The sequence below is a fragment of the Microcystis sp. M20BS1 genome, from assembly GCF_020245305.1.
Lineage (GTDB): Bacteria > Cyanobacteriota > Cyanobacteriia > Cyanobacteriales > Microcystaceae > Microcystis > Microcystis ichthyoblabe_A.
In genome coordinates this window covers 1-20,401 of sequence record NZ_JADBUZ010000141.1, presented here as the reverse complement: position 1 = coordinate 20,401, position 20,401 = coordinate 1, and the positions used below count along the sequence as shown (strand labels likewise).

The following is a 20,401-nucleotide window of genomic DNA, read 5'->3' as shown; positions in this document are numbered from 1 at the left end:
GCTCTGACTAGAGAATTTCGTTGATCGCATTTTCTGGGCCGACTAAAGAAATGTAAGGATTTTGAAAATATTTACTGGCTACCGATCGCGCTTGTTCGGGGGTAATCTGATTAATAGAATCCAGGAAAGTGCGATCGAATTCAATACCCAAACCTAAGCTTTCATACCAACCGTATAATTGAGCGATTTCGGCGTTAGTTTGTTTACCGAGAGCATATTGACCCAATAACTTATTTTTAGCTGACTGTAACTCCTCCTCACTCAAAGTTACTTGATATAACCTTTCTGCTTCCTGACGCAATCCCGACAGGGCCATGGCTGTGTTTTGGGGTGCAGTTCCCATATAAATGACAAATTGGGAAGAATCGAGACGGGTGGGATAAAAAGCGGAAACATCGTAGGCTAATCCCCGTTTTTCTCGCAATTCCACGAATAAACGACTAGATAACCCATTCCCCAGATAGGTACTCAATAATTTTAAAACCGCATAATCATCCTCTTGTACAGAAGAGCCGGGGTATCCTAACATAACGATCGCCTGTTGACTAGCTTGGACGGTAGTTAAACAGGTGGGCTGAAAATCAAAAGCGGCGGGGGGTAAACTAGATAAAGGAAGATCGGGAATTGACCAACTGCCAAAAATTTCCGTCACTGCTTTTACTGCTTGCTCTAGGGTAATACGGCCAGAAAGACTAATTACCAAGTTATCCGGACGGAAAAAGCGACTATGATAGGCCAGCAGGTCATCCCGTTGCAATTGCGAAACCGTTGCCTCCGTACCTAATAAAGACATACCATAGGGATGATCTGGGTACATAGCGGCGCGTAATTGATTAAAAGCTACATTAAAAGGCTGTTCCAATTGAGAGCGAATACTTTGACGGGTGAGATTTTTCTCTAATTCGATTTCTGGGGGGGGAAAACTGGGAAAACGAATAATTTCCGCCGCTAGACGCAATATATCTAAAAAATCCTTGGTAACAGTCTTTAAACTAACCACAAAATAATCAGTCCCCGTGTCTGCACTTAAACCGGCCCCCGTGGACTCAACGCGATCAGCAATTTCTAGGGAAGATAACTTTTCTGTACCTTTGGTGAGCAGCACGGCTAAAAGACGAAATAAACCCGCTTTTTCGGTTTTTTCCCAACGAGTACCCGCATTTTTGAGAAAAATCCTCCCTGCAACTAACTCCACGGCCGTATTTTCCACCACTAAAAGGGTGATGCCATTTTCTAAGGTTAAGCGGTGAATGGGGGAAGCGGACATCGTTTATTCACAGGGTTGCATTATTGTAATAGCATATCGCTCCGGGGAGAGATACTGACGAGCCAGACGTTGTAGATCTGATGGTTGCAAACTTTGGATAACTTGGGGATAGATCGTGGCTAGGTCGGCAGCTCTCAGGGTTTGATAATATCCATAGAGTCCGGCTAATTGGCCCGGGGTTTCTGTGGAGAAAATATAATCGTTAGCTAATAACTGTTGAGTGCGGTGTAATTCTGCGGGGGTGACGGGATCATCGTGCAGATGTTGGAGATGTTCACAGATAATGCCTTCAATTGTCTCAGTTTCTGAGCTAGATAGCCAAGCACCGATGGTAAAGAGACTGGAATCTCGTTGCAGGGAAAAATTACTGTTAATATCGAGGACGATTTGCGCTTCTTCCCGCAGCTGTCGCACTAAGCGCGAACAGCGTCCCCCGGCAAGAATTACCGAAATCAAGTCTAATCCAAAGGCATCTTCTAGGCGATCGCATCCTGGTCCAGTCCATCCCATCAAGAGACGAGAATGTTCTAGGTGGGGTAAATATACTTGGGAACGACGAATTTCGATCAGGGGGGGTTCGGCAGCCACTAGATGGGAGGGGGATTCCGAGGGGACGGGAAATTCCCGAAAAGATTGCCGGATAATTTCTAAAGCTGGTTGGGGTTCAATTCCCCCGATAATCGCCACACACATATTTTCTGGTTGATAATAGGTGCGATGGAAACAGCGCATTTGATTGGGGGTTAATTGCTCTAAACGGGGTTGATCGCCTAGAATAGAGCGTCCGTAGGGATGGTCTTGATAGATACTTCCGCAGAGGGTTTGGTAGGCAATCCAATCGGGATCATCATAACAGGCGCGTAATTCTTCTAAAACTACATCTTTTTCCCGATAGAATTCCTCATCGTCAATCTCAGCATGGAGGAGAATTTCGGCCAGATGGGGTAGGGTATGTTCAATTTGGTCAACACTGGTGGTGAGATAGAAGTGTGCATAGTCGTGACTGGTGGCAGCGTTGGTCATGCCGCCACAATTTTCGATTAAATAGTCAAAGAGTCCGGGGGGAAGTTTTTTCGTCCCCTTAAAGATCATGTGTTCGAGAAAATGGGCCATACCTAACCATGGGTCGGGTTCAGCGATCGCACCTGCTTTAACCCACACATCTACTACCACCACAGGAGTCACGGGTAAGTACTGATGAATTACGGTTAAGCCGTGATCTAATTGCCATACCTGAGCGGGAAAAGAACTCGTTTGACACTGCGCTATCGACTTGATCAATGTCCGTTAACCAGATTTTTTGTTAAATTCTATACCTAGGTTATCTTATTCTCTTGCCTGTGCAACCATTAAAAAACTTTTGTCATGATTTCTAGATAATTCCGCCAAATATCGGCTATCTTGAAGCCATCAGGAGTCAGGAGTCAGTGGTCAGGAGTCAGGAGACAGGAGATTATTTTATTTATTCTCCCCACACCCCACACCCCACACCCCACACCCCACACCCCATTTCCCATTTCCCCATTTCCCATTTCCCCACATCCCACACCCCACACCCCACACCCCAATTCATAATTCCTACTAACTAAATGACTGAGCAAGATACTGACTGGATAGGGTTGATGATCGGCAATTCTCGGCTACATTGGGGGTATTTTCGCGGTCAAACCCTGTTAGCTTGTCTCGATACTCCCCACCTGAGGGAACCCCCAAGTAATGAATTTTTGCAACAAATTTTCCCTAAACTCTTGACAAATAAATGTAACTGTGAATTGGTTGTCGCTTCTGTGGTTCCTAGCCAAAAAGAATTATGGGCAAATTATGACAATTTACGGATAATTACTTTAAAAGATATTCCTTTACTGGATTTATATCCGACATTCGGCATCGATCGAGCTTTAGCTGTCTTAGGTGCGGGAAAAAAATACGGATTTCCCTGTTTAGTCATCGATGCGGGAACAGCCTTAACTTTTACGGGAGTGGATGGGGATAAAAAGCTAGTGGGGGGGGCAATTTTACCCGGGTTAAAGGTGCAATTAGCCAGTTTAAGGGAACGGACGGCAGCCTTACCAGAGGTGTCCTTATCGGAAAGATTACCCCAGATGTGGGCAAAAGAAACAGCAGAAGGGATAAGAAGTGGGATAATTTATACAATTTTGGCGGGAATAGAAAAATTCAGTCGGGAATGGTTAAATTTATATCCAGAGAGCGGGATAATTTTAACGGGGGGAGATGGGGACTTAATTAGGGATTACTGGCAAGAAAAGGCCATTAAATCGCTCCTAGTAGATGAGACGATCATTTTTCAGGGAATTGCCGCAGTTAAGGGAATCTCCTCGGGTTTAATTGACAAAGGCGAACCTATCTAGTAAAGTCGGAGAAAGTTTTCTCAACTTGAGAAATTTCTGAACAACTAGGCAAAAAATTCAGGATATAGTTATGGCGATCGTTCTAGTAACCGGTTCTGCTGGTTTAATCGGTTCCGAATCAGTGAGGTTTTTTTGTGATCGGGGTTATACCGTCGTTGGAATTGATAATAATATGCGTCAGGTATTTTTTGGCGAAGACGCTTCAACGGAGTGGAATCGAGCCAAATTATCCCAAGATTACGGGGATAAATACATTCACCATGCTGTAGATATTCGCGATCATGAGGCTATTGCAGATATATTTAAAACCTATAGTCATGATATATCCTTAATTATCCACACGGCGGCGCAACCTTCCCACGATTGGGCAGCTAAGGATCCCTATATGGATTTTAGTGTCAATGCTAACGGAACTTTAGTATTATTAGAAAATACTCGTCAACACTGTCCCCAAGCAGTATTTATTTTCTGTTCCACTAATAAAGTTTACGGGGATAGACCGAATGAATTGCCTTTAGTAGAAAAAGAATTACGTTGGGAAATCTCGGAAAGTCATCCTTATTTTGCTCAAGGTATTGACGAGTTGATGAGTATTGATGCTTGTAAACATTCTTTGTTCGGTGCCTCAAAAGTGGCGGCGGATGTATTAGTACAGGAATACGGGCGTTATTTTGAGATGAAAACTGCCTCTTTTCGTGGCGGTTGTTTAACCGGTCCAAGTCATTCGGGAACCCAATTACACGGGTTTTTATCCTACTTAATGAAATGTACGATGATTGGCAAAGAATACAGTATTTATGGGTATAAGGGTAAGCAGGTACGCGATAATATTCATAGTTACGATCTGGTCAATGCTTTCTATCATTTTTATCAGACTCCGCGAGTGGCAGAAGTTTATAATATCGGTGGTAGTCGCTTTAGTAATTGTTCCATGTTAGAAGCTATTCAAGAATGTGAAGCGATTGCGGATAAAAAGTTAAAATGGCAGTATGTGGAGACTAATCGCATTGGTGATCATATCTGGTGGATTTCTGATGTGAGTAAGTTTAAAAATCATTATCCTGATTGGCAGTTAACCTACACAGTAACAGATATTCTCAAAGAGATTTTTAGTCAAAACGTTAGCCGTTGGTTATAGTAGATCATTAGATTACTATGTCAAAACTATCTGGGTCTGTGCGTCTATGGGTTTAAAAAACTGGAGATGGTCAAATATGCTTGCTTTTAAATCATGGACTGAGAAAATATTATTGTTAATTTTTGCAGCTTGCTTAATCCATAGTTTTTGGGGGATTAGCAGAGGCTGGAATAATCCTTTGATAGATGCTCACGCCTTTCGTCAAACTCAAACGGCCATCTCGGTTTTTTATTTACTCAAAGGTAGTCCTTGGTTAGCCTATGAAACCCCTGTTTTAGGAGTGCCTTGGTCAATTCCGATGGAGTTTCCGCTCTATCAAGGAATAGTGGCTATTTTAGTTAAGCTTTTGCAGACACCGATAGATCAAACTGGTAGATTTGTGAGTGCTTTTTTCTTTTATTTAAGTTTGATTCCTATATATGTAATCCTATCTTATTTACAAGTAGCGCGAGCTTTCCGTTGGCTGTTTTTGAGTTTATTTTTAGCCAGTCCTCTTTATCTGTTTTGGTCGCGAACATTCATGATTGAATCAACCGCCCTATTTTTCTCTTTAGCTTATCTTGCCTGTATTGCTGTTTATTTTCGCTATAAATCGCCAATTATTGCCTTACTAGCCTGTCTTTGTGGAATCGCTGCCAGTCTAACTAAAGTAACGACTATGGCTGGATTTTTAATTTTAGCTTCTGTCTGGATAGGTGCTAATTGGTTTAAGAAAGAGTCATCTCGTAACTTAGCGAGAGATTTATTGATACCGGTCGTTGTTTTTATAATCATACCCTTCCTTATAGCCAAAATTTGGGTTAACTTTACCGATGCCCAAAAGCTACTCAATCCCATGGCAGCAGATTTTATCACCTCGAAAGCTTTGAGAGATTGGAACTTTGGAACTATCGCTCAAAAATTATCTCGGTCACAGTGGAGAAATTATCTAACTAGGACTCTAAATGACGTTTTTGGCGGATTGATAATCAGCGTTATGGCTTTAGTAATATTACCAATTTTCACCTCAAAAAAGTTACTAAGTTATGGCTTAAGTTTACTATTTATATTGACAGTTGCCATTTTTACCAATTTGCATTTTGTTCATAACTATTATCCCTATGCTAATGCTATCTTTCTCCTCGGTGCTTCTGGATTTACCATCATGGGATTAATAGAAAAAAAACGGAAAATTTGGCAGTCTGTAGGCTGGTTTTTCCTAGCTTTAATTTTGTTATCACAACTGCAATTTTATCGAGCTTTCTGGCATCCTAAAACAAAATTTTATAGTATCAATTACTTAGAAATTGCCTCTCAAGTCCAAAGTATTACTTCTTCTGATGGTGTTTTGTTAATCTACGGACATCAATGGAATTCAATGATACCTTACTACAGTCAACGTCGTGCCTTAATGATTTATAGTGAAGCAAGTGAGGAAGAATTAAAAAATGCTCTCTATAAGTTATCAAGAGCTAATCATCAAGTTGAGGCGATAGTTTTTTGCAACGAAACAAGAGAAAACCGAGAAGATAAAAAATATTTAAATAGCCTGTATAATCCTAATGACAAGCCCGTTTTTTCTAACAAACGTTGTGATATATACACAACAAGACACGGTAAATAAGAGATAATTATCTGTAATTTATATTGAGTTGAGTTCCTTATGTTAACTAAAATCTACAATAATAAAATTTTTCGATTTCTCATTGCTGGGGGAGTGGCATTTTTAATCAACTTATTCTTCATTTATTGGTTCATTGACGACTTAGGATTTAATACCCCATTTCTGAAGAATGTTGCTAATGTTATTTCGATAGAAATATCTTTAATTGCTAGTTTCTTTATCTATAGAATCTGGGTGTGGACTGGGGGAGATTGGACAATTAGAGATGTGATTTTGATACAACTTCCTCTCTATCATCTCTCGGCAGGTTTAGCAGTTTTACTGCGAGTTTTTTTGGTATTTCCATTCTTAAATTGGTTAGGAATTAGCCCCGGAGTTAACACAATGATTGGGGTTTTACTGGGAGCTAGTATTAACTATGTTGCCAGTGATAGCCTAATTTTTAAACCTAAGAATAAGACTAATGAGACAGAAATGTACTATCCCGAAGGATTAGCCCCAGCTTTCGAGATGGACGGTTACTCTCACCCACGTCAATCAAGGGATAACTATGCAGTAAAAACCTTATCAATAGTTATTCCTGCTTACAACGAAGAAGATTGCATCGAAAGCACAACTCACTTAATATCCGAACGTTTAGAACGGGATAAAATTGATTATGAAATCCTAGTGGTTAATGACAATAGCAAAGATAACACCGAAGCAGTTCTGCAAAAAATCAACCAAGAAAATCCTCGGATTCGCTACATCAATAACTATTATCCCAACGGGTTTGGTTTTGCAGTGCGCTGTGGATTAGAAAATTTTAGCGGTGATGCAGTGGCAGTAGTAATGGCAGATAATTCCGACTCTCCCGATAACATGGTGGACTATTATTATAAACTCCAAGAAGGCTACGATTGCGTTTTTGGTTCTCGTTTTATCAGGGGAGGAAAAGTTATTGATTATCCCATACACAAGTTATTCGTTAATCGTTTGGCCAATCTATTCATTCAAGTTTTATTTGGGCTAAAATTTAATGATACCACTAATGCCTTTAAAATCTATCGTAAGGAGGTTATCGAAGGAATATCACCTCTACTGTCTCACCATTTTAACTTAACAGTAGAGATGCCCTTAAAAGCAATCGTGCGAGGATATTCCTACACGACAATTCCCATCACTTGGCGCAATCGTACCACGGGGATTTCCAAGTTAAAACTCAAGGAAATGGGTAGTCGTTATTTATTTATAGTTCTCTCTATCTGGTTAGAAAAATACCTTTCTAGAGGCGACTATAAGCGCAAATCTGTCCAAAAAATCAGATAAAAGTAACCAATAAATTCAGAGGTTAAAACCATGTTAGACGAGCAAGTAACCCGACAAATGGAATACTTAAAGAGACTTTACGAAAGTCGCTTTAATCCTCAAGAAAGAAAAGCAAAATTAGCTCTTTGGAAAGTTTTGGTTAATAATTTTTTACAAAATTATGTTACTGTCAATGATACAGTTTTAGATATTGGTGGAGGTTACTGTGAATTTATTAATCAAATTCGTTCTAAAAATAAATACTTAATCGATCTTAATCCTGATGCAAAAGTTTTTGCTAATCCTGATGTAACGGTATTGAATCTCAATATTCTCAGTATTAATGAGCAGCAAAAACTTGATATAAGATTTGATAAAATTTTTATCTCCAACTTTTTCGAGCATTTAAATAGTGCGGAAGAATTAATCGAAGTTTTGGGATTTTGTTATGACATTTTAACACCAGGCGGATCACTTCTAGTGATTCAACCTAATTTTAAGTATTCTTATAAAGAATACTATGATTTTATTGATCATAAACTACCAATAACTCACCTTTCTTTAAAGGAGTTATTGGAAACAATTGGTTTTAGAATCGATACTTTAATTCCTCGTTTTCTACCATTTTCTACGAAAGGAAGACTCGCTTCACCCACCTTACTCAAAATTTATTTAAAATTCCCTATTTTCTGGAATTTCTTGGGTGGGCAGCTATTTGTCAAAGCCACCAAACCTAGATAATTACTGACAATACGGTGATTCAAAGTAACCTACAAATACTAATCAAGATTGTACAATTATGACTAGACAAGTGTTAATTACTGGTGGTGCGGGTTTTGTGGGTAGTTCTTTAGGTTTAGGATTAGCCCAACGTTATCCCGATTGGAAAATTATCGCCTTAGATAACTTAAAACGTCGCGGTTCCGAGTTAAATATTCCCCGCCTCAAACAAGCAGGAATTGAATTTGTTCATGGAGATGTCAGAAATGCGGAAGACTTAGAAGCAGCCGCTTTGCCAGTGGATTTAATCCTAGAATGTTCGGCAGAACCTTCCGTTTTAGCTGGTTATAATTCCCCCGGCTACGTTTTGCAAACTAACTTAATTGGAACGATTAACTGTTTAGAATTAGCTAGACAAACCCAAGCAGATTTTATTTTTCTCTCCACCAGCAGAGTTTATCCCATTGCCTATCTTAATCAATTAAACTATACAGAAACAGATACTCGTTTTCAGTTATCTGAACAGCAAAATTTACCTGGGGTTTCTGCTTTTGGTATCAGTGAACAATTTCCCTTAGATTTGCCCCGTTCTCTCTACGGTTCCACTAAGTTAGCATCGGAATTGATTATTAATGAATATGGGGATGCCTACGGATTAAGAACTTTAATTAATCGCTGTGGAGTTTTAACTGGTCCTTGGCAAATGGGAAAAGTTGATCAGGGAGTTTTTGCCCTTTGGGTGGCTAATCATTACTTTCAGAAGTCCTTAAAATACATCGGTTATGGGGGTACGGGGAAACAGGTTAGAGATTTTCTTCATGTAGCTGATTTACTTGATTTAATCGATATTCAGATTGCTAATTTAGAACAATTCAAAGGGCAGACTTTTAATGTGGGGGGTGGGCAAGATTTTTCTTTGTCTCTTTACGAAACCACCAAACTATGTCAAGAAATCACGGGCAATAGTATAATGATTGAGGCAATTCCCGAAAATCGCACCGGAGATATGCCAATTTTTATCACTGATTCTCGCAAAATCAGTTCTATAACTGGATGGCAACCCCAGCGAGACGGTAGAAAATTAATCCAAGATATTTTTGATTGGATTTATAATCACGAGAAGGAATTAAAAGGAATTTTTTAACTCAAAAATTATGCAGAAAAAATCTCTCGATTCACCTGTATTAGTCAAAGGAATACTAATTATCATTACTGCCTACTTTTTTCTGGCAAATTTGCCTATTATTGATTGGCTAGAAATTGGTTTAGATCCTTCTTGGGCTTTTGCTATTAGTGATGCTGCCCATAAACAGTTAATTTTTGGTCAAGATATTATCTTCACCTATGGACCCCTAGGCTATCTGATTCATGGCACATCTTTAAATTACAACTTTTCCCAAATTATCTATTTTCGCTGGTTGATACACCTTTGTCTATTAGCGGTGGTTATTCTCAGATTATTATTTATTAAAAGCTATAGCAATCAAATAGTTTTTGTGCTGTCAATTATTTTTGCTACTCTAGTAGGAAATCCCTACAACAGTGTCGGCTTTACTGTTGATTATCAGATAATATTTATCCTCCTGATACTCATGTCTTTTGATAACTTTTTTCAAAAGTATATCAATTATTTAGCTATGGCTATTGGCATAATCACTGGGTTCTCTATACTCACGAAACTAACTCTAGGAATTTATCTAGCAGGCAGCCTGTTTATCTACATAATCGTTAATATTGTTCGGGGATATTTTCAGAAGTCACCATCGATAGTTATAAAAAATGTTCTCGCTGGTATTAACTTAACTTTAACCATTCCTTCCATTGCCTTTATTTTTCTCTATCCAGCTGCCTCTAACCGAGCCTTTATTCACATTATAGTTAATTTTTGCATTGCCGGAGGAGTGGCTTTAACTCTCTGGTTTATCGTCAGATCTGCCCGCCTATCGGCACCCCCCTTATTAAGAGAGGCAAGGGGTATCAAAGGCAGAATCTATCTTCTATTTAATCATAACCACTTACTTAACTTCTTACCTCTGTTAGTATTTTATGGGCTTTATGGGTTACTTCTTATCCAAACAATTAATCTAGATAATTTTCCCTCTCTCATGGAATATTTGAGCAATTCTTGGCAAATTTCTTCTGGTTATTCCAGTGCGATGAGTATTGTAGGAAATTACCCGCGTTTACTAATTGCTTTGCTCTGCTTTGCCTTAAGTTTGCTTTTAATGTCTCTGGCAATTATAGACCAAAAAATTAGTCTGGCTATTGCCTATATTTTCCCTATATTTTTATCATTTAAGCATGGATTTGTTAGGCAAGATGCTCACGTTGTTGTTTTTACACTTGTGGTTATTTTATTAGCTTCTCTCTATACAACAATTATTAAAAAATCTCGGTTTAAGAAAATTGCTTATTGTGCTTGGGGAATAATTTTTTTGGGATGTATTATTATCACCTCTAGTCCTAATTGGACTATATTGGAAAATGCTCGCCAGTGGAGTAATTTCAGTCCCGATAGGGTGGCTAATAATATTGGGGTTGTCATTTCCTCTATCCTTAATCCCAGAGAATTAAAAATGCGAGGTGAAAGGAGTACAACTCAAAATTTACAAGTCATTGCTACCGCTACCAAAATACCCGATTCTGTGCTGGAAAAAGTGCAAGGCAAAACTATTGATATAATTCCCTGGGAATTTTCACTTATTCCGGGCAATCAGCTTAATTGGAAACCGCGGCCGATTATTCAATCTTATGGTGCTTATACAGAAAAACTGGATGAACTAAATTATCAAAGCTTATCTCAATCTCCCAGAGATTATCTGATTTATCACTTTCAATCTATTGATGGCAGACATCCTTTTTTTGATGAACCTAAGGCCTTTTCTTATGTGGTTTGTAATTATCAACTTGACTCGGTAAATTCACCCTTCCAAGTCCCCGCAATCAAAACCAACTTTTATCTTCTAGAAAAACAAAAAGTCAGTCGTTGCATTCCAACCCCTCTAGGAGAGACTACTAATGTTACTTGGGATCAAGTCTATGAATTACCTACTCGTAATAGTGGGATTACTCGTGTTCAAGTTAAATTTGAATATTCTTGGTTCGGTAAAATAATCAAAAAAATATTTAGAATCCCTCCCGTGATAATTAACGTTAATTATCTCGATGGAACTCAAGCCAATTTTCGCTTTGTTCAAGATAATTCAGCTAATGGAGTTATCCTTAGTCATTTACCGAGAAATGATCAGGAATTAATGGCATTTTTTCAAGGAAAATTACCACCACAAGTCAAATCTTTTAGCTTTTCTGTCAGTAATCCTCTGCTATTCTCCCCAGAAATAAAAGTAACGCCTTTTTGGGAAGTTGAGACTGGTTCGTAATCTTTCTTGAACCTTGAAAAGCGGTTAATATCTCTGGAAAATGGAGAATAGGGAACTCGAATCCCTGACCTCTGCGGTGCGATCGCAGCGCTCTACCAACTGAGCTAATTCCCCAGATATAGACCATAATAGCATTTTTGAGCAGAAAATCCTAGGAACTGGCAAGGGCTCGAGGGGTAAAAAATCGAGCGGCTTGCCTCTGGAAAACTTTAAAATGAAAAAAGTAATCTTGAGGATGATAACCAATGGCGATACTACGCTTAGAGAATGGGACAACCTATACCCAGTTAGCCGATATTAGTCTGGAATTGGCCAAATTAAATGTTACTTTAAACTATTGGCCGATCGAAAACGAGGCCACCCGTCAGCTACTTAAGCAAGCTTCTCTGACTGACGAAGAAAAAGAAATAGTTTTAACCAGCTTAGACGGTTATTTTGAGCAACTAAAGCAAGAAGCGGGTTATCAAGCTAGAGATTTAATCGTTTTACACCCTGAAATTCCCAATCTCGACACTTTACTGGCCAAATTCGAGCGCTGTCACACCCACGCTGACGATGAGGTGCGTTATATCATTGATGGGGAGGGGGTTTTTGGCTTCGTCTTTCCCGATGGTTCTCAGGGGGAATTAACTATTCAACCTCAAGAATACATCAATGTTCCCGCCCATAGCGAACACTGGTTTCACCTCACTGCCAGTAAACGAGTTAAAGCAGTGCGTTACTTCACCACTACCGCCGGATGGGTTCCCGAATACACGGAAACCGTTATTCGTTTTCCTAGTTTAACAGCCGTGTAGCTCTTGGTTTTAGGCGATCGCTCTCCCAGTAAGACAGATAAGTTTTGCGGGGATGGCAACGCTGGCAGCCACAATCTGTTAAGCGGCAAATTTGTCCTGTTGAAAATCTCCCGTCTAGTGCCTAGCTTGACGGGAGATTTTCTCAATTCGGGGGATTGGCGTGATAGATTTAGTCTAAGCCGAATTGATTGCCCCGTTTGTACTGTAAATAGGCGGCAACGAACAAACCCGCTAGGGTAATGGGAATTAAGCCTAGGACAATCCCTAGCACTAAAGGTTCAATCACGTCTGTACTCCTTGGATTAGCAATTTTTCACCCGTATTTTATCCTAGCAGGGGTTGCCCGCGAAAGATAGGGCGATCGTACATACTTCTTAAGTGGGGTGTTGGGGTAGTGGGGTGTGGGGTGTGGGGTGTGGGGTGTGGGGGGTAGTGGGGAATTTAGCTGAAATTTCCCTATCTCCCTATCTCCCTAAATCCCTGACTCTTATCTCCCGACTCCCCAAAAGGAAAACTTGCTATCTCACCATTAAGATAACTGCTCTACTCTAGGAGCGATCGAGAAAAAATTTTCTCAATTTGCCTTTACCCCAATAGCGATCGATTTCTTGCCAGAGATTGTGGAGACAAAAAACCACTGCGAGACAGAGAGTAACCGCAAGGATTTGAGAGAAACTTTCCCTTTGCCAAAATTTGGCCATTGCCTCCGAAATCACCCGCGTTACCCGATAAGCTTCCAGAAAACCCTCGATCGAGCCGAGAATCAGTGCTGCTAGGGTATAAACAAAGGTTCGATACAGAACACTAACGTAACGGGGACGATTTTCTAACCATTCTAGCTTCATGGCTGCGTCGAGAATGGCCACGGTTTTTGCGGCAATGATCGCTCCTACGATCGCTTTACCCAACACGTAGGTGGTAATCGAATACTCTTCCAGAAATAATTTCATGATCAGAAGAATATAACCGAAAGCCAAGAAAAAAAAGAGGGCAAGAGAACCGATTTTTTTTAATTCCTTTTTAAGTGCTTCCATTTATTTTTATTGATTTTTTTTGATATTTTCTGCCAAGATAGCGGCCGCGTACCATAACTATAAGCTATAGTTAATTATTTGTTGCAGCTATTCTCCCATCTCCGGCAGAAAGTTTGAGCGCTGATAACTAAACTGATGCTTGAAACTAATTACGGCTTGATTGTCGATAAAATGAGGATTACCGAGGGGATCGATGGCACTGAAAGCGTAAAAATAACGGCGTGCTAGGGGCGGAAAATCGCTAAAATCGAAGATTGTGTCACCTTGGGCCACATCTGCCCAAAAATTGCGTAATTTTGGGGCTAATTCCTCCGCTAGACTCACGGGAAGATTGAGGGGATGACAGGTTAATAAACGCATCATAAAAGGATAAGAGCGATCGCCTAACCATTGCCGAGAAATAGCGGGTAAATTCTCCCATCCGGGTATATTTTGCAGATGAAAAGATTCTATGGCTAATTCAACCGTGTTTTCGCAATATTCTAGCACCCGGTAGGGATGGGGATAACTGACGAGAGAACCGGTGGTAATTTCATAGATACCTCTGGCAAAAGCCAGATCCTGCACATGGAGATGGCCGGTAATCAACAATTTTACGCCGTTTTCCTCTAGTATATCGAGCAGTTCTCCCGCATTAGCCAACATATAGCGTTTACCTAATTCATGATTGCTTTGTCCGGGTAAATGCTCGATAACGTTATGATGGATCATCACCATCACTAGATCGTTTTTTAGCGATGGTAAAATCTGTTTTAACCAATGCAATTGTTCTGCATCTAAACTGCCAATTTGTTTACCTTGCTCATCAAATTGATTAGAATTAAGACCGATTAATTGCACTCCGGGTAAAATTTCTTTTTGGTAGTATATTTGTTCGGGATGGCTGTAACCAAATTGTTGATAATAAAAGGGAAAATCTCCTAAACCGATCTGGTTTTCTGTTGCGGTTAAACTCAAAACATCATGATTACCCGGCACCACATAGACGGGAAAGGGTAAAGTGGCTAAACAATCGGCTAACCAACGATGATTTTCTGGTTCACCATCTTGGGTTAAATCGCCAGCAATCAGCAGAAAATCGAGGTTAAGGGTGATGAGATGGTCTAAAACAATTTTTAAAGCGGGAATACTCACTTCCACCAGATGAAAGCGATTAGAATGGTTCAAAATGGTTGTGGGTAAAGCGATATGAGGATCGCTGAGAATGGCGAAACGGAAATTCATCGCATTCAATTGGGCTAAATATCGGTAAACTAGATCGATCGAGGAGAAATGAGGAGAAAATATCTTTGGCTAAAGTTCGCGTTCGTCAGCACGTCAATCCCTTAAGTCATAAATATCGCCATCCGATCGCTCCCCCCGATTGGAATCAAGTTTATCAGGATATGACGCAACCTCTCCATCTTGATATTGGTTGTGCGCGGGGTAAATTTTTGTTACAAATGGCCCAAGTATATCCAGAAATTAATTTTTTGGGGATTGAAATTCGTCAACCTTTAGTAATTGAAGCGAATCAGGAACGGGAAAGGTTAGGATTAAAAAATCTCGCTTTTGTTTTTGGCAATATGAATGTTACCCCAGAAATTTTACTGCAATCTTTGCCCGCAGATAAGTTATTTCGGGTGTCGATTCAATTTCCCGATCCTTGGTTTAAACAGCGTCACAGTAAGCGTCGGGTTGTGCAGCCGGAATTAGTCATAGCTTTGGCTAAGTATATGGTAGCTGGAGGCTGGGTTTTTTTACAGTCGGATGTGGAATCGATCGCCCTGGAAATGACGGAGAGATTTCAAGCACATCCCCATTTTGTTCGGCAACATCAAACCCCCTGGTTAGCGGAAAATATTTTCCCCGTACCGACGGAAAGGGAAAAGTCCACTTATAATAAGGGTCAACCGGTTTATCGCTCGCTTTTTCGAGTTCGGTAGCTTCAGCTAAAATATCTTGGCACTGTCTGAAATCATGGTTATAAATCTCGACTCACCCCTAATACTTGAGGAGAATAATCGCCCTCCTGTATCTCAATTGTTAGAATTTCTCTTAGCAACAGAAAAAAACAATAAAAAAACTAAAGAAAATCTTACTTTTGAGGCTTTAGTCGGTACTTGGCGATTATACTTGATCACAGGAACTCAAAAAGCGAAAAAGAGAGCGGGAATTGTTTTGGGTAAGGGGCGCTATCTCCCATCCTGGTTAAAAATTACCATCTCTTACCAAAGAAATGAGAGCTTAGAACTGGGAGAATTTGTCTCTGGAACCGTCAGCAATCAGATATTTTTAGGGGCAGTAAAACTATCTGTAAGCGGTCCGGTTAAGTTTTTTCCTAAAACCCGTCTTCTTGCCTTTGATTTCACCCGGCTCAACTTAACCCTATTTAATCGCTCTCTCTATTCAGGTTTTATTAGAAATGGCCAGGTAAGCGAAGCTAATTTTTATCAGGAAAGCATCAAAAAACAGGCATTTTTTGCCTATTTTCTGATCACAGAAACAATGATAGCAGCCCGGGGACGAGGGGGAGGATTAGCCCTTTGGGTAAAAGAGATAAGTGAGACAAAACTAGCTGAAAAATAAGTTATTAGAGGAGAAATAGATGGGATATTCTATCGATGTAGATGGGACAAATTTTGACAGTGAAGTGATCGAGAAGTCCTATCTAAATACAGTGATTTTAGACTTTTATGCCCTGTGGTGTGGACCCTGTAAATTGGTAAAACCGATGCTAGAAAAACTGGCAAGCGAATATAATTTTATCCTAGCCAAAATAGATATAGATAAAAATCCTCAATTAGCCGAACAATACGATGTAGAAGGAGTTCCCGATGTGCGAATTGTCAGCAAGGGAGAAGTGTTACCCTGTTTTGTCGGTGCTTTGCCAGAAGAACAAATTAGAGACTTATTTTCCCGTCTCGATTTACAATCGGAATTAGAAACAGGATTAGCAGAAATCAAAGAAGCGATCGCCCTCGATAATTTGCCCGCAGCTAAACAATTATTTGATCGTCTTTTCCCTAAATATCCCAACGAACCGCGATTAATTATTATGGCGGTAAAATTTCTCATGCGTCTGGAAAAATGGTCAGATGCCTATCGATTAATCAGTGCTATTAAAGAGGAAAATCCTGTTATCAAAGGTTGGAAAACTCTCCTAGAATTTCAACAGTTAAAACCAGAAAATAATCCCCTCGATCCGATATTTTTTACTGGGATTAATTTCGCTTTAAAAGAAGATTATGCCGCCGCTTTAGATAAACTGATCAGTCTGGTGGAAGAAAGTAGAAAATATCGTCAGGATGGGGCAAGAAAAGCCATGTTAGCCATATTTCAGATTTTGGGAGTTAGTCATCCCCTCACCCAAGAATACCAAGCAAAGTTAACATTTCTGCTCTACTAAGTAGGGTTTACTAAAAAAGTTTGTTGGTGGGGTTAGGAGTCAGGAATCGGTCAGAACTAAAGCAATTACCCTGGTAATTTCAACAAATCTATTCCTCGAATTTCTGTTGATAATTGCCAGGGAATTGCTAGAGACAAGACAGTTTATTTGTGGCGAATCATTTCATAGAGGGCAACGTATTCTTCCCCAGGGCCATTCCAAGAGTAATCGCATTCCATGCCTTGGATCGCTAATTTTTGGAATTCTTCCGGTTGAGTGTACCACAATTCTAATGCCCGGGACATGGCTGATTCTAGGGCATTATTATCGGGATCAAAAAAGACAAAACCATTGCGTTCTTCGGGTTTGTGATAGGTATCATAATCGCGATCAAAAACCGTATTAACTAAACCACCAACTCCCCGGACAATGGGAACGGTTCCATATTTTAAGCTGATTACTTGTGTCAGTCCGCAGGGTTCAAAATTACTGGGAACCACAATCATATCGGCCCCCGCATAAATGAGGTGAGATAATTCCTCATTAAAGCCCAATTCAATATGGACATCAGGGTTATTATTTAGGTGATTTTTCTCATGCCAGAACCAGTTATTAATTAACGATTCGGTGGCGGAACCTAAGAGGACAAATTGCGCCCCGCGAGCTAAGGCATAATACATGGCATGGTGAACTAAATGTACGCCTTTTTGGTCATCTAAACGACCGACATAACAAATTAAGGGTTTTTCTGGTTCATCTCTTAACCAGAGTCTTTCTCGCAGTGCCTTCTTATTGCGTGCCTTCTCGGAGAAGTTATCAATACCGTAGGGTGCAGGAATAAATTTATCTACTTCTGGGTTCCAGATATTGTAATCTAAACCGTTGAGAATGCCAGTAAATTTGTGTTGATGCTGGTGAATTGTATGGCCTAAACCGTAACTAACATCGGTGTGGTGTGCTTCCCAAGCATGGTGGGGTGAGACGGTATTGAAATAGTTGGAAAAGACGATACCACCTTTCATAAAATTAATCACAAAAGGATTGAAGTTATCGCGCATTCGGGCATAGCTAAAGTAATAAGAATCGTTATTTAATCCTGTTGCCCAGAGAATTTCTGCACCACCAAATCCTTGATGTTTAAAGTTATGGATGGTGTAAAGAACGCGCTGATTGCCCATACCATGATATTTATAAATTTCAAAAAGTAAGGGCGGAATTAAACCCGTTTGCCAGTCGTGACAATGAATTATATCGGGACGTTTATTACTTCTGAGCAAAAATTCTAAAGCGGCTTTAGAGAAGAAGGCAAAACGCATATTATCGTCTTTACAACCGTAGTAAGTACCGCGATTAAAGAAATTATCCCCCGAATTGGGTTGAATAAAGAAACACAAGCGCCCGTGTACCCAACCACAAAAAACGTTACAGTGAATTGCGCCACCGTACCAAGGCACCCACAGGTCCCGATAAGCCTCGTGTAAGCCCCAAATTTGGTCGTAGCGCATACAATCATACATGGGTAGGATTAGCTCCACGCAATGACCGCGAATTTCTAATTCTCGACTCAATCCATATACCACATCCCCCAATCCCCCAGCTTTAATCACTGGGGCGCACTCAGAGGCAACCTGAACTATATACATATATCAATAACTCCCTCGATTAATCTACAGGTCAGCTAGAAGCAATTTTTACAAAAGTATACAGTCTTCTGTGATTAAATGGCTCGATCGAATTAGTTGCGGGTTTGGGTGTTGGGGTAGTGGGGAGAACAAAGCTGCCTTTTGCCTTTTGCCTTTTGCCTTTTGCCTCCTCAATATTAACAGCGTTTTAACTGTCCTAGGAGCAAAATCACCTCATCGATGCCGTTTCTGAGAGTATTGGCGGGTTTATCGCTGTTATTGACGGTTATGCTAAAGATTAGGGGTTGATTGTCGGCGGTTTCTAGATAACCGGCGAGAGCGATAACTCCGGTTAAAGTCCCGGTTTTTGCCTGTAATCGTCCTTCTAGGGGAGTCTGGCGAAATCTATTGGTTAAAGTGCCATCAATGCCGCCAATAGCTAAAGAACGACGATAATCAGGATTTTCTGCCATTAGTTGTAATATTTGACCTAAAGTATTGGGTTTAATCAGGTTTTGTCGTGATAGCCCCGAACCATCGCCGATTTTATAACTATCGCTGTTAATTCCCAGTTTTTTTAAAGTTTCTTGCAATCCCGAGACACCGCCGAGCATTTGTAGTAGGGTTTCGGCTAGTAAATTATCGCTATTTTTATTGACTTTTTCCACCAAATATGCTAGGGGTTCTGATTCTAAATTTGTGATTTCATCGCCGAGAATTTCTGAGCTAATTTCGGCGGTTTTAACGGTAATTCCCGTTTTTTCGAGGATATTACGCCAGCGATCGAGGAAATACTCCGAGGGTTGGGGAATAGCTAAATTAAAATCATCTTGACTATCAATAGCCAGAGAACCAGTGATAATCAGGCGATTATTGGCTAAATTGCCCTTAATTGCCAGATTATTCGGGCTTCCTTGCGCTGCGGTGCTGGTTTGATTCTCAATTAGCCATTGTTTAGCGGCAATGGGATCAGACCATTGTAAATCTAAGCTTTGCCCCAATTGTCGCGGTAAAAGCCTTAAATTGACGGAATTTTCGTTTAAAACCAAGCTAGAAGCGGGTACAGCATAGTCAAAAAAGACATCTTCCCATTCCCAGGTTTTTTGACTATCGGAGACGACAAAAGGACTAGCAACGACAATTAAGCGATAAATTGAGTTAATTCCCCCTGCTTTTAACTTTTCTGCCAATTTTTCTAACTTTTCTGTGGTTATGGTGGCATCTCCCCTCCCGACTAAGGTTAAAGTTTCTAAATCGGGGGGGTTGCCTTGGGCTAAAATGGGGGTTTTCAGACGATAATCGCGGTTAAATTTGCTAAAAGCGGCGGCAGTGGTTAATAATTTCGCAGTAGAAGCGGGAGTAAAAAAGTTATTTTCGTGGAGACTATAGAGATTTTCTTGAGAATTGAGGGATTTTACTAAAATTCCCCAGTAAGCGCCTTGATAATCGGGTCGGTCTAAAATGCGATCGATCTCGGTGGCTAAGTCTGCTGGACAGATAAACTGGGAAGGGGGGGAATTGTCTTGACTGATGGGGGTTGCGAGGGTGACGGGATGGTTTACCCAGAGAAATAGGGAACAGGTCCCCAAGAGAAAAGATAATTTCGAGCAGCGTGTTAGCATAGAATTAAATCTTGGCAGTAGGTAGGCGTTAAAAATTATCAGATGCCCCCCTTATTAAGGCTATCCATTAGTCACATCTTTCTTAACATAAAATTTGACAAAAAGAGAAAAGTGTGCAAGATGGCTCAAGGGGGTTCTATGGGGGGACTAATTTGATGAGATAGTTTCCAAGTCTGGCTGATATCATGTAACCTT

Annotated in this window: 18 protein-coding genes and 1 tRNA gene; 11 read left to right on the top strand and 8 right to left on the bottom strand. The window is 40.2% G+C overall.

Translation table 11 applies throughout. From position 1 onward, the window contains the following. Positions 1-7: 7 nt before the first annotated feature. Positions 8-1,267 (bottom strand): M16 family metallopeptidase, encoded by a 1,260-nt coding sequence (locus tag IM507_RS14435; RefSeq protein ID WP_069474239.1) that lies wholly within the window; start codon positions 1,265-1,267, stop codon positions 8-10. A 3-nt stretch (positions 1,268-1,270) separates the two neighbouring features. Further along, a complete protein-coding gene (locus tag IM507_RS14430; protein ID WP_287637254.1) occupies positions 1,271-2,548 on the bottom strand; it encodes a M16 family metallopeptidase in 1,278 nt (425 codons plus the stop codon). 308 nt (positions 2,549-2,856) lie between these two features. Here IM507_RS14430 and IM507_RS14425 point away from each other — a divergent pair, with 308 nt between their 5' ends. The 7 genes from IM507_RS14425 (at position 2,857) to IM507_RS14395 (ending at position 11,764) form a co-directional block, all read left to right on the top strand. Next, positions 2,857-3,636, top strand: coding sequence for a pantothenate kinase (locus IM507_RS14425; RefSeq protein WP_069474237.1), 780 nt, complete (start codon positions 2,857-2,859; stop codon positions 3,634-3,636). Positions 3,637-3,706: 70 nt separating this feature from the next. Next, positions 3,707-4,774: an NAD-dependent epimerase/dehydratase family protein gene (locus IM507_RS14420; RefSeq protein WP_002737062.1), complete on the top strand. Its 1,068-nt coding sequence runs from the start codon at positions 3,707-3,709 to the stop codon at positions 4,772-4,774. Positions 4,775-4,850: 76 nt separating this feature from the next. After that, entirely contained in the window at positions 4,851-6,377 is a 1,527-nt protein-coding gene (locus tag IM507_RS14415) for an ArnT family glycosyltransferase (RefSeq protein ID WP_287637253.1), read from the top strand. Positions 6,378-6,416: 39 nt separating this feature from the next. Continuing rightward, positions 6,417-7,685 carry a glycosyltransferase gene (locus IM507_RS14410; protein WP_002738189.1) on the top strand — a complete coding sequence of 423 codons (1,269 nt, stop codon included), beginning with the start codon at positions 6,417-6,419 and terminating at the stop codon, positions 7,683-7,685. Positions 7,686-7,715: 30 nt separating this feature from the next. Beyond that, on the top strand, positions 7,716-8,405 hold the full coding sequence (locus IM507_RS14405; RefSeq protein ID WP_002737984.1) for a class I SAM-dependent methyltransferase: 690 nt from the start codon (positions 7,716-7,718) through the stop codon (positions 8,403-8,405). Between the two features lie 58 nt (positions 8,406-8,463). After that, positions 8,464-9,528, top strand: coding sequence for an NAD-dependent epimerase/dehydratase family protein (locus IM507_RS14400; RefSeq protein WP_002738066.1), 1,065 nt, complete (start codon positions 8,464-8,466; stop codon positions 9,526-9,528). A 10-nt stretch (positions 9,529-9,538) separates the two neighbouring features. Beyond that, positions 9,539-11,764 carry a hypothetical protein gene (locus IM507_RS14395; RefSeq protein WP_287637251.1) on the top strand — a complete coding sequence of 742 codons (2,226 nt, stop codon included), beginning with the start codon at positions 9,539-9,541 and terminating at the stop codon, positions 11,762-11,764. A 41-nt stretch (positions 11,765-11,805) separates the two neighbouring features. Here the strand turns inward: IM507_RS14395 and IM507_RS14390 are convergent. Then, positions 11,806-11,878: transfer RNA gene (locus tag IM507_RS14390), tRNA-Ala, on the bottom strand. A 131-nt stretch (positions 11,879-12,009) separates the two neighbouring features. Here IM507_RS14390 and IM507_RS14385 point away from each other — a divergent pair. Next, positions 12,010-12,561 carry a 1,2-dihydroxy-3-keto-5-methylthiopentene dioxygenase gene (locus tag IM507_RS14385; RefSeq protein WP_002736975.1) on the top strand — a complete coding sequence of 184 codons (552 nt, stop codon included), beginning with the start codon at positions 12,010-12,012 and terminating at the stop codon, positions 12,559-12,561. A gap of 169 nt (positions 12,562-12,730) precedes the next feature. Here the strand turns inward: IM507_RS14385 and petG are convergent, their stop codons facing one another. From petG to IM507_RS14370, 3 genes are all read right to left on the bottom strand, one after another. Beyond that, positions 12,731-12,847 carry a cytochrome b6-f complex subunit V gene (gene petG, locus IM507_RS14380; RefSeq protein ID WP_002738052.1) on the bottom strand — a complete coding sequence of 39 codons (117 nt, stop codon included), beginning with the start codon at positions 12,845-12,847 and terminating at the stop codon, positions 12,731-12,733. A gap of 262 nt (positions 12,848-13,109) precedes the next feature. Continuing rightward, positions 13,110-13,595, bottom strand: a complete 486-nt coding sequence (locus IM507_RS14375; RefSeq protein WP_002736827.1) for a hypothetical protein — start codon at positions 13,593-13,595, stop codon at positions 13,110-13,112. A gap of 87 nt (positions 13,596-13,682) precedes the next feature. Continuing rightward, positions 13,683-14,819: a metallophosphoesterase family protein gene (locus IM507_RS14370; RefSeq protein ID WP_002737824.1), complete on the bottom strand. Its 1,137-nt coding sequence runs from the start codon at positions 14,817-14,819 to the stop codon at positions 13,683-13,685. A 65-nt stretch (positions 14,820-14,884) separates the two neighbouring features. Between IM507_RS14370 and trmB the strand changes: the two genes are divergently transcribed. From trmB to IM507_RS14355, 3 genes are read left to right on the top strand one after another with little or no spacing between them, the layout of a single operon-like run. After that, complete coding sequence (gene trmB / locus IM507_RS14365) at positions 14,885-15,520, top strand: tRNA (guanosine(46)-N7)-methyltransferase TrmB (RefSeq protein WP_002737645.1); 636 nt, start codon at positions 14,885-14,887, stop codon at positions 15,518-15,520. Positions 15,521-15,554: 34 nt separating this feature from the next. Beyond that, positions 15,555-16,163 (top strand): hypothetical protein, encoded by a 609-nt coding sequence (locus IM507_RS14360; protein ID WP_287637250.1) that lies wholly within the window; start codon positions 15,555-15,557, stop codon positions 16,161-16,163. A 19-nt stretch (positions 16,164-16,182) separates the two neighbouring features. Continuing rightward, positions 16,183-16,983: a tetratricopeptide repeat protein gene (locus IM507_RS14355; RefSeq protein WP_069474229.1), complete on the top strand. Its 801-nt coding sequence runs from the start codon at positions 16,183-16,185 to the stop codon at positions 16,981-16,983. A 143-nt stretch (positions 16,984-17,126) separates the two neighbouring features. On the opposite strand, the gene glgA is transcribed toward IM507_RS14355, so the two are convergent. Both glgA and dacB read right to left on the bottom strand, forming a co-directional pair. Beyond that, on the bottom strand, positions 17,127-18,605 hold the full coding sequence (glgA, locus tag IM507_RS14350; RefSeq protein ID WP_002737697.1) for a glycogen synthase GlgA: 1,479 nt from the start codon (positions 18,603-18,605) through the stop codon (positions 17,127-17,129). A gap of 176 nt (positions 18,606-18,781) precedes the next feature. After that, entirely contained in the window at positions 18,782-20,206 is a 1,425-nt protein-coding gene (gene dacB / locus IM507_RS14345) for a D-alanyl-D-alanine carboxypeptidase/D-alanyl-D-alanine endopeptidase (RefSeq protein ID WP_287637249.1), read from the bottom strand. Positions 20,207-20,401 lie beyond the last annotated feature (195 nt).

Bases quoted from the DNA above. Each gene is read 5' to 3' on its own strand.
- IM507_RS14405 (WP_002737984.1), top strand. From the start codon at position 7,716: ATGTTAGACGAGCAAGTAACCCGACAAATGGAATACTTAAAGAGACTT.
- IM507_RS14375 (WP_002736827.1), bottom strand. From the start codon at position 13,595: ATGGAAGCACTTAAAAAGGAATTAAAAAAAATCGGTTCTCTTGCCCTC.
- IM507_RS14400 (WP_002738066.1), top strand. From the start codon at position 8,464: ATGACTAGACAAGTGTTAATTACTGGTGGTGCGGGTTTTGTGGGTAGT.
- IM507_RS14425 (WP_069474237.1), top strand. From the start codon at position 2,857: ATGACTGAGCAAGATACTGACTGGATAGGGTTGATGATCGGCAATTCT.
- IM507_RS14370 (WP_002737824.1), bottom strand. From the start codon at position 14,819: ATGAATTTCCGTTTCGCCATTCTCAGCGATCCTCATATCGCTTTACCC.
- IM507_RS14435 (WP_069474239.1), bottom strand. From the start codon at position 1,267: ATGTCCGCTTCCCCCATTCACCGCTTAACCTTAGAAAATGGCATCACC.
- IM507_RS14385 (WP_002736975.1), top strand. From the start codon at position 12,010: ATGGCGATACTACGCTTAGAGAATGGGACAACCTATACCCAGTTAGCC.
- dacB (WP_287637249.1), bottom strand. From the start codon at position 20,206: ATGCTAACACGCTGCTCGAAATTATCTTTTCTCTTGGGGACCTGTTCC.
- IM507_RS14415 (WP_287637253.1), top strand. From the start codon at position 4,851: ATGCTTGCTTTTAAATCATGGACTGAGAAAATATTATTGTTAATTTTT.
- IM507_RS14355 (WP_069474229.1), top strand. From the start codon at position 16,183: ATGGGATATTCTATCGATGTAGATGGGACAAATTTTGACAGTGAAGTG.
- IM507_RS14420 (WP_002737062.1), top strand. From the start codon at position 3,707: ATGGCGATCGTTCTAGTAACCGGTTCTGCTGGTTTAATCGGTTCCGAA.
- glgA (WP_002737697.1), bottom strand. From the start codon at position 18,605: ATGTATATAGTTCAGGTTGCCTCTGAGTGCGCCCCAGTGATTAAAGCT.
- IM507_RS14395 (WP_287637251.1), top strand. From the start codon at position 9,539: ATGCAGAAAAAATCTCTCGATTCACCTGTATTAGTCAAAGGAATACTA.
- IM507_RS14360 (WP_287637250.1), top strand. From the start codon at position 15,555: ATGGTTATAAATCTCGACTCACCCCTAATACTTGAGGAGAATAATCGC.
- IM507_RS14410 (WP_002738189.1), top strand. From the start codon at position 6,417: ATGTTAACTAAAATCTACAATAATAAAATTTTTCGATTTCTCATTGCT.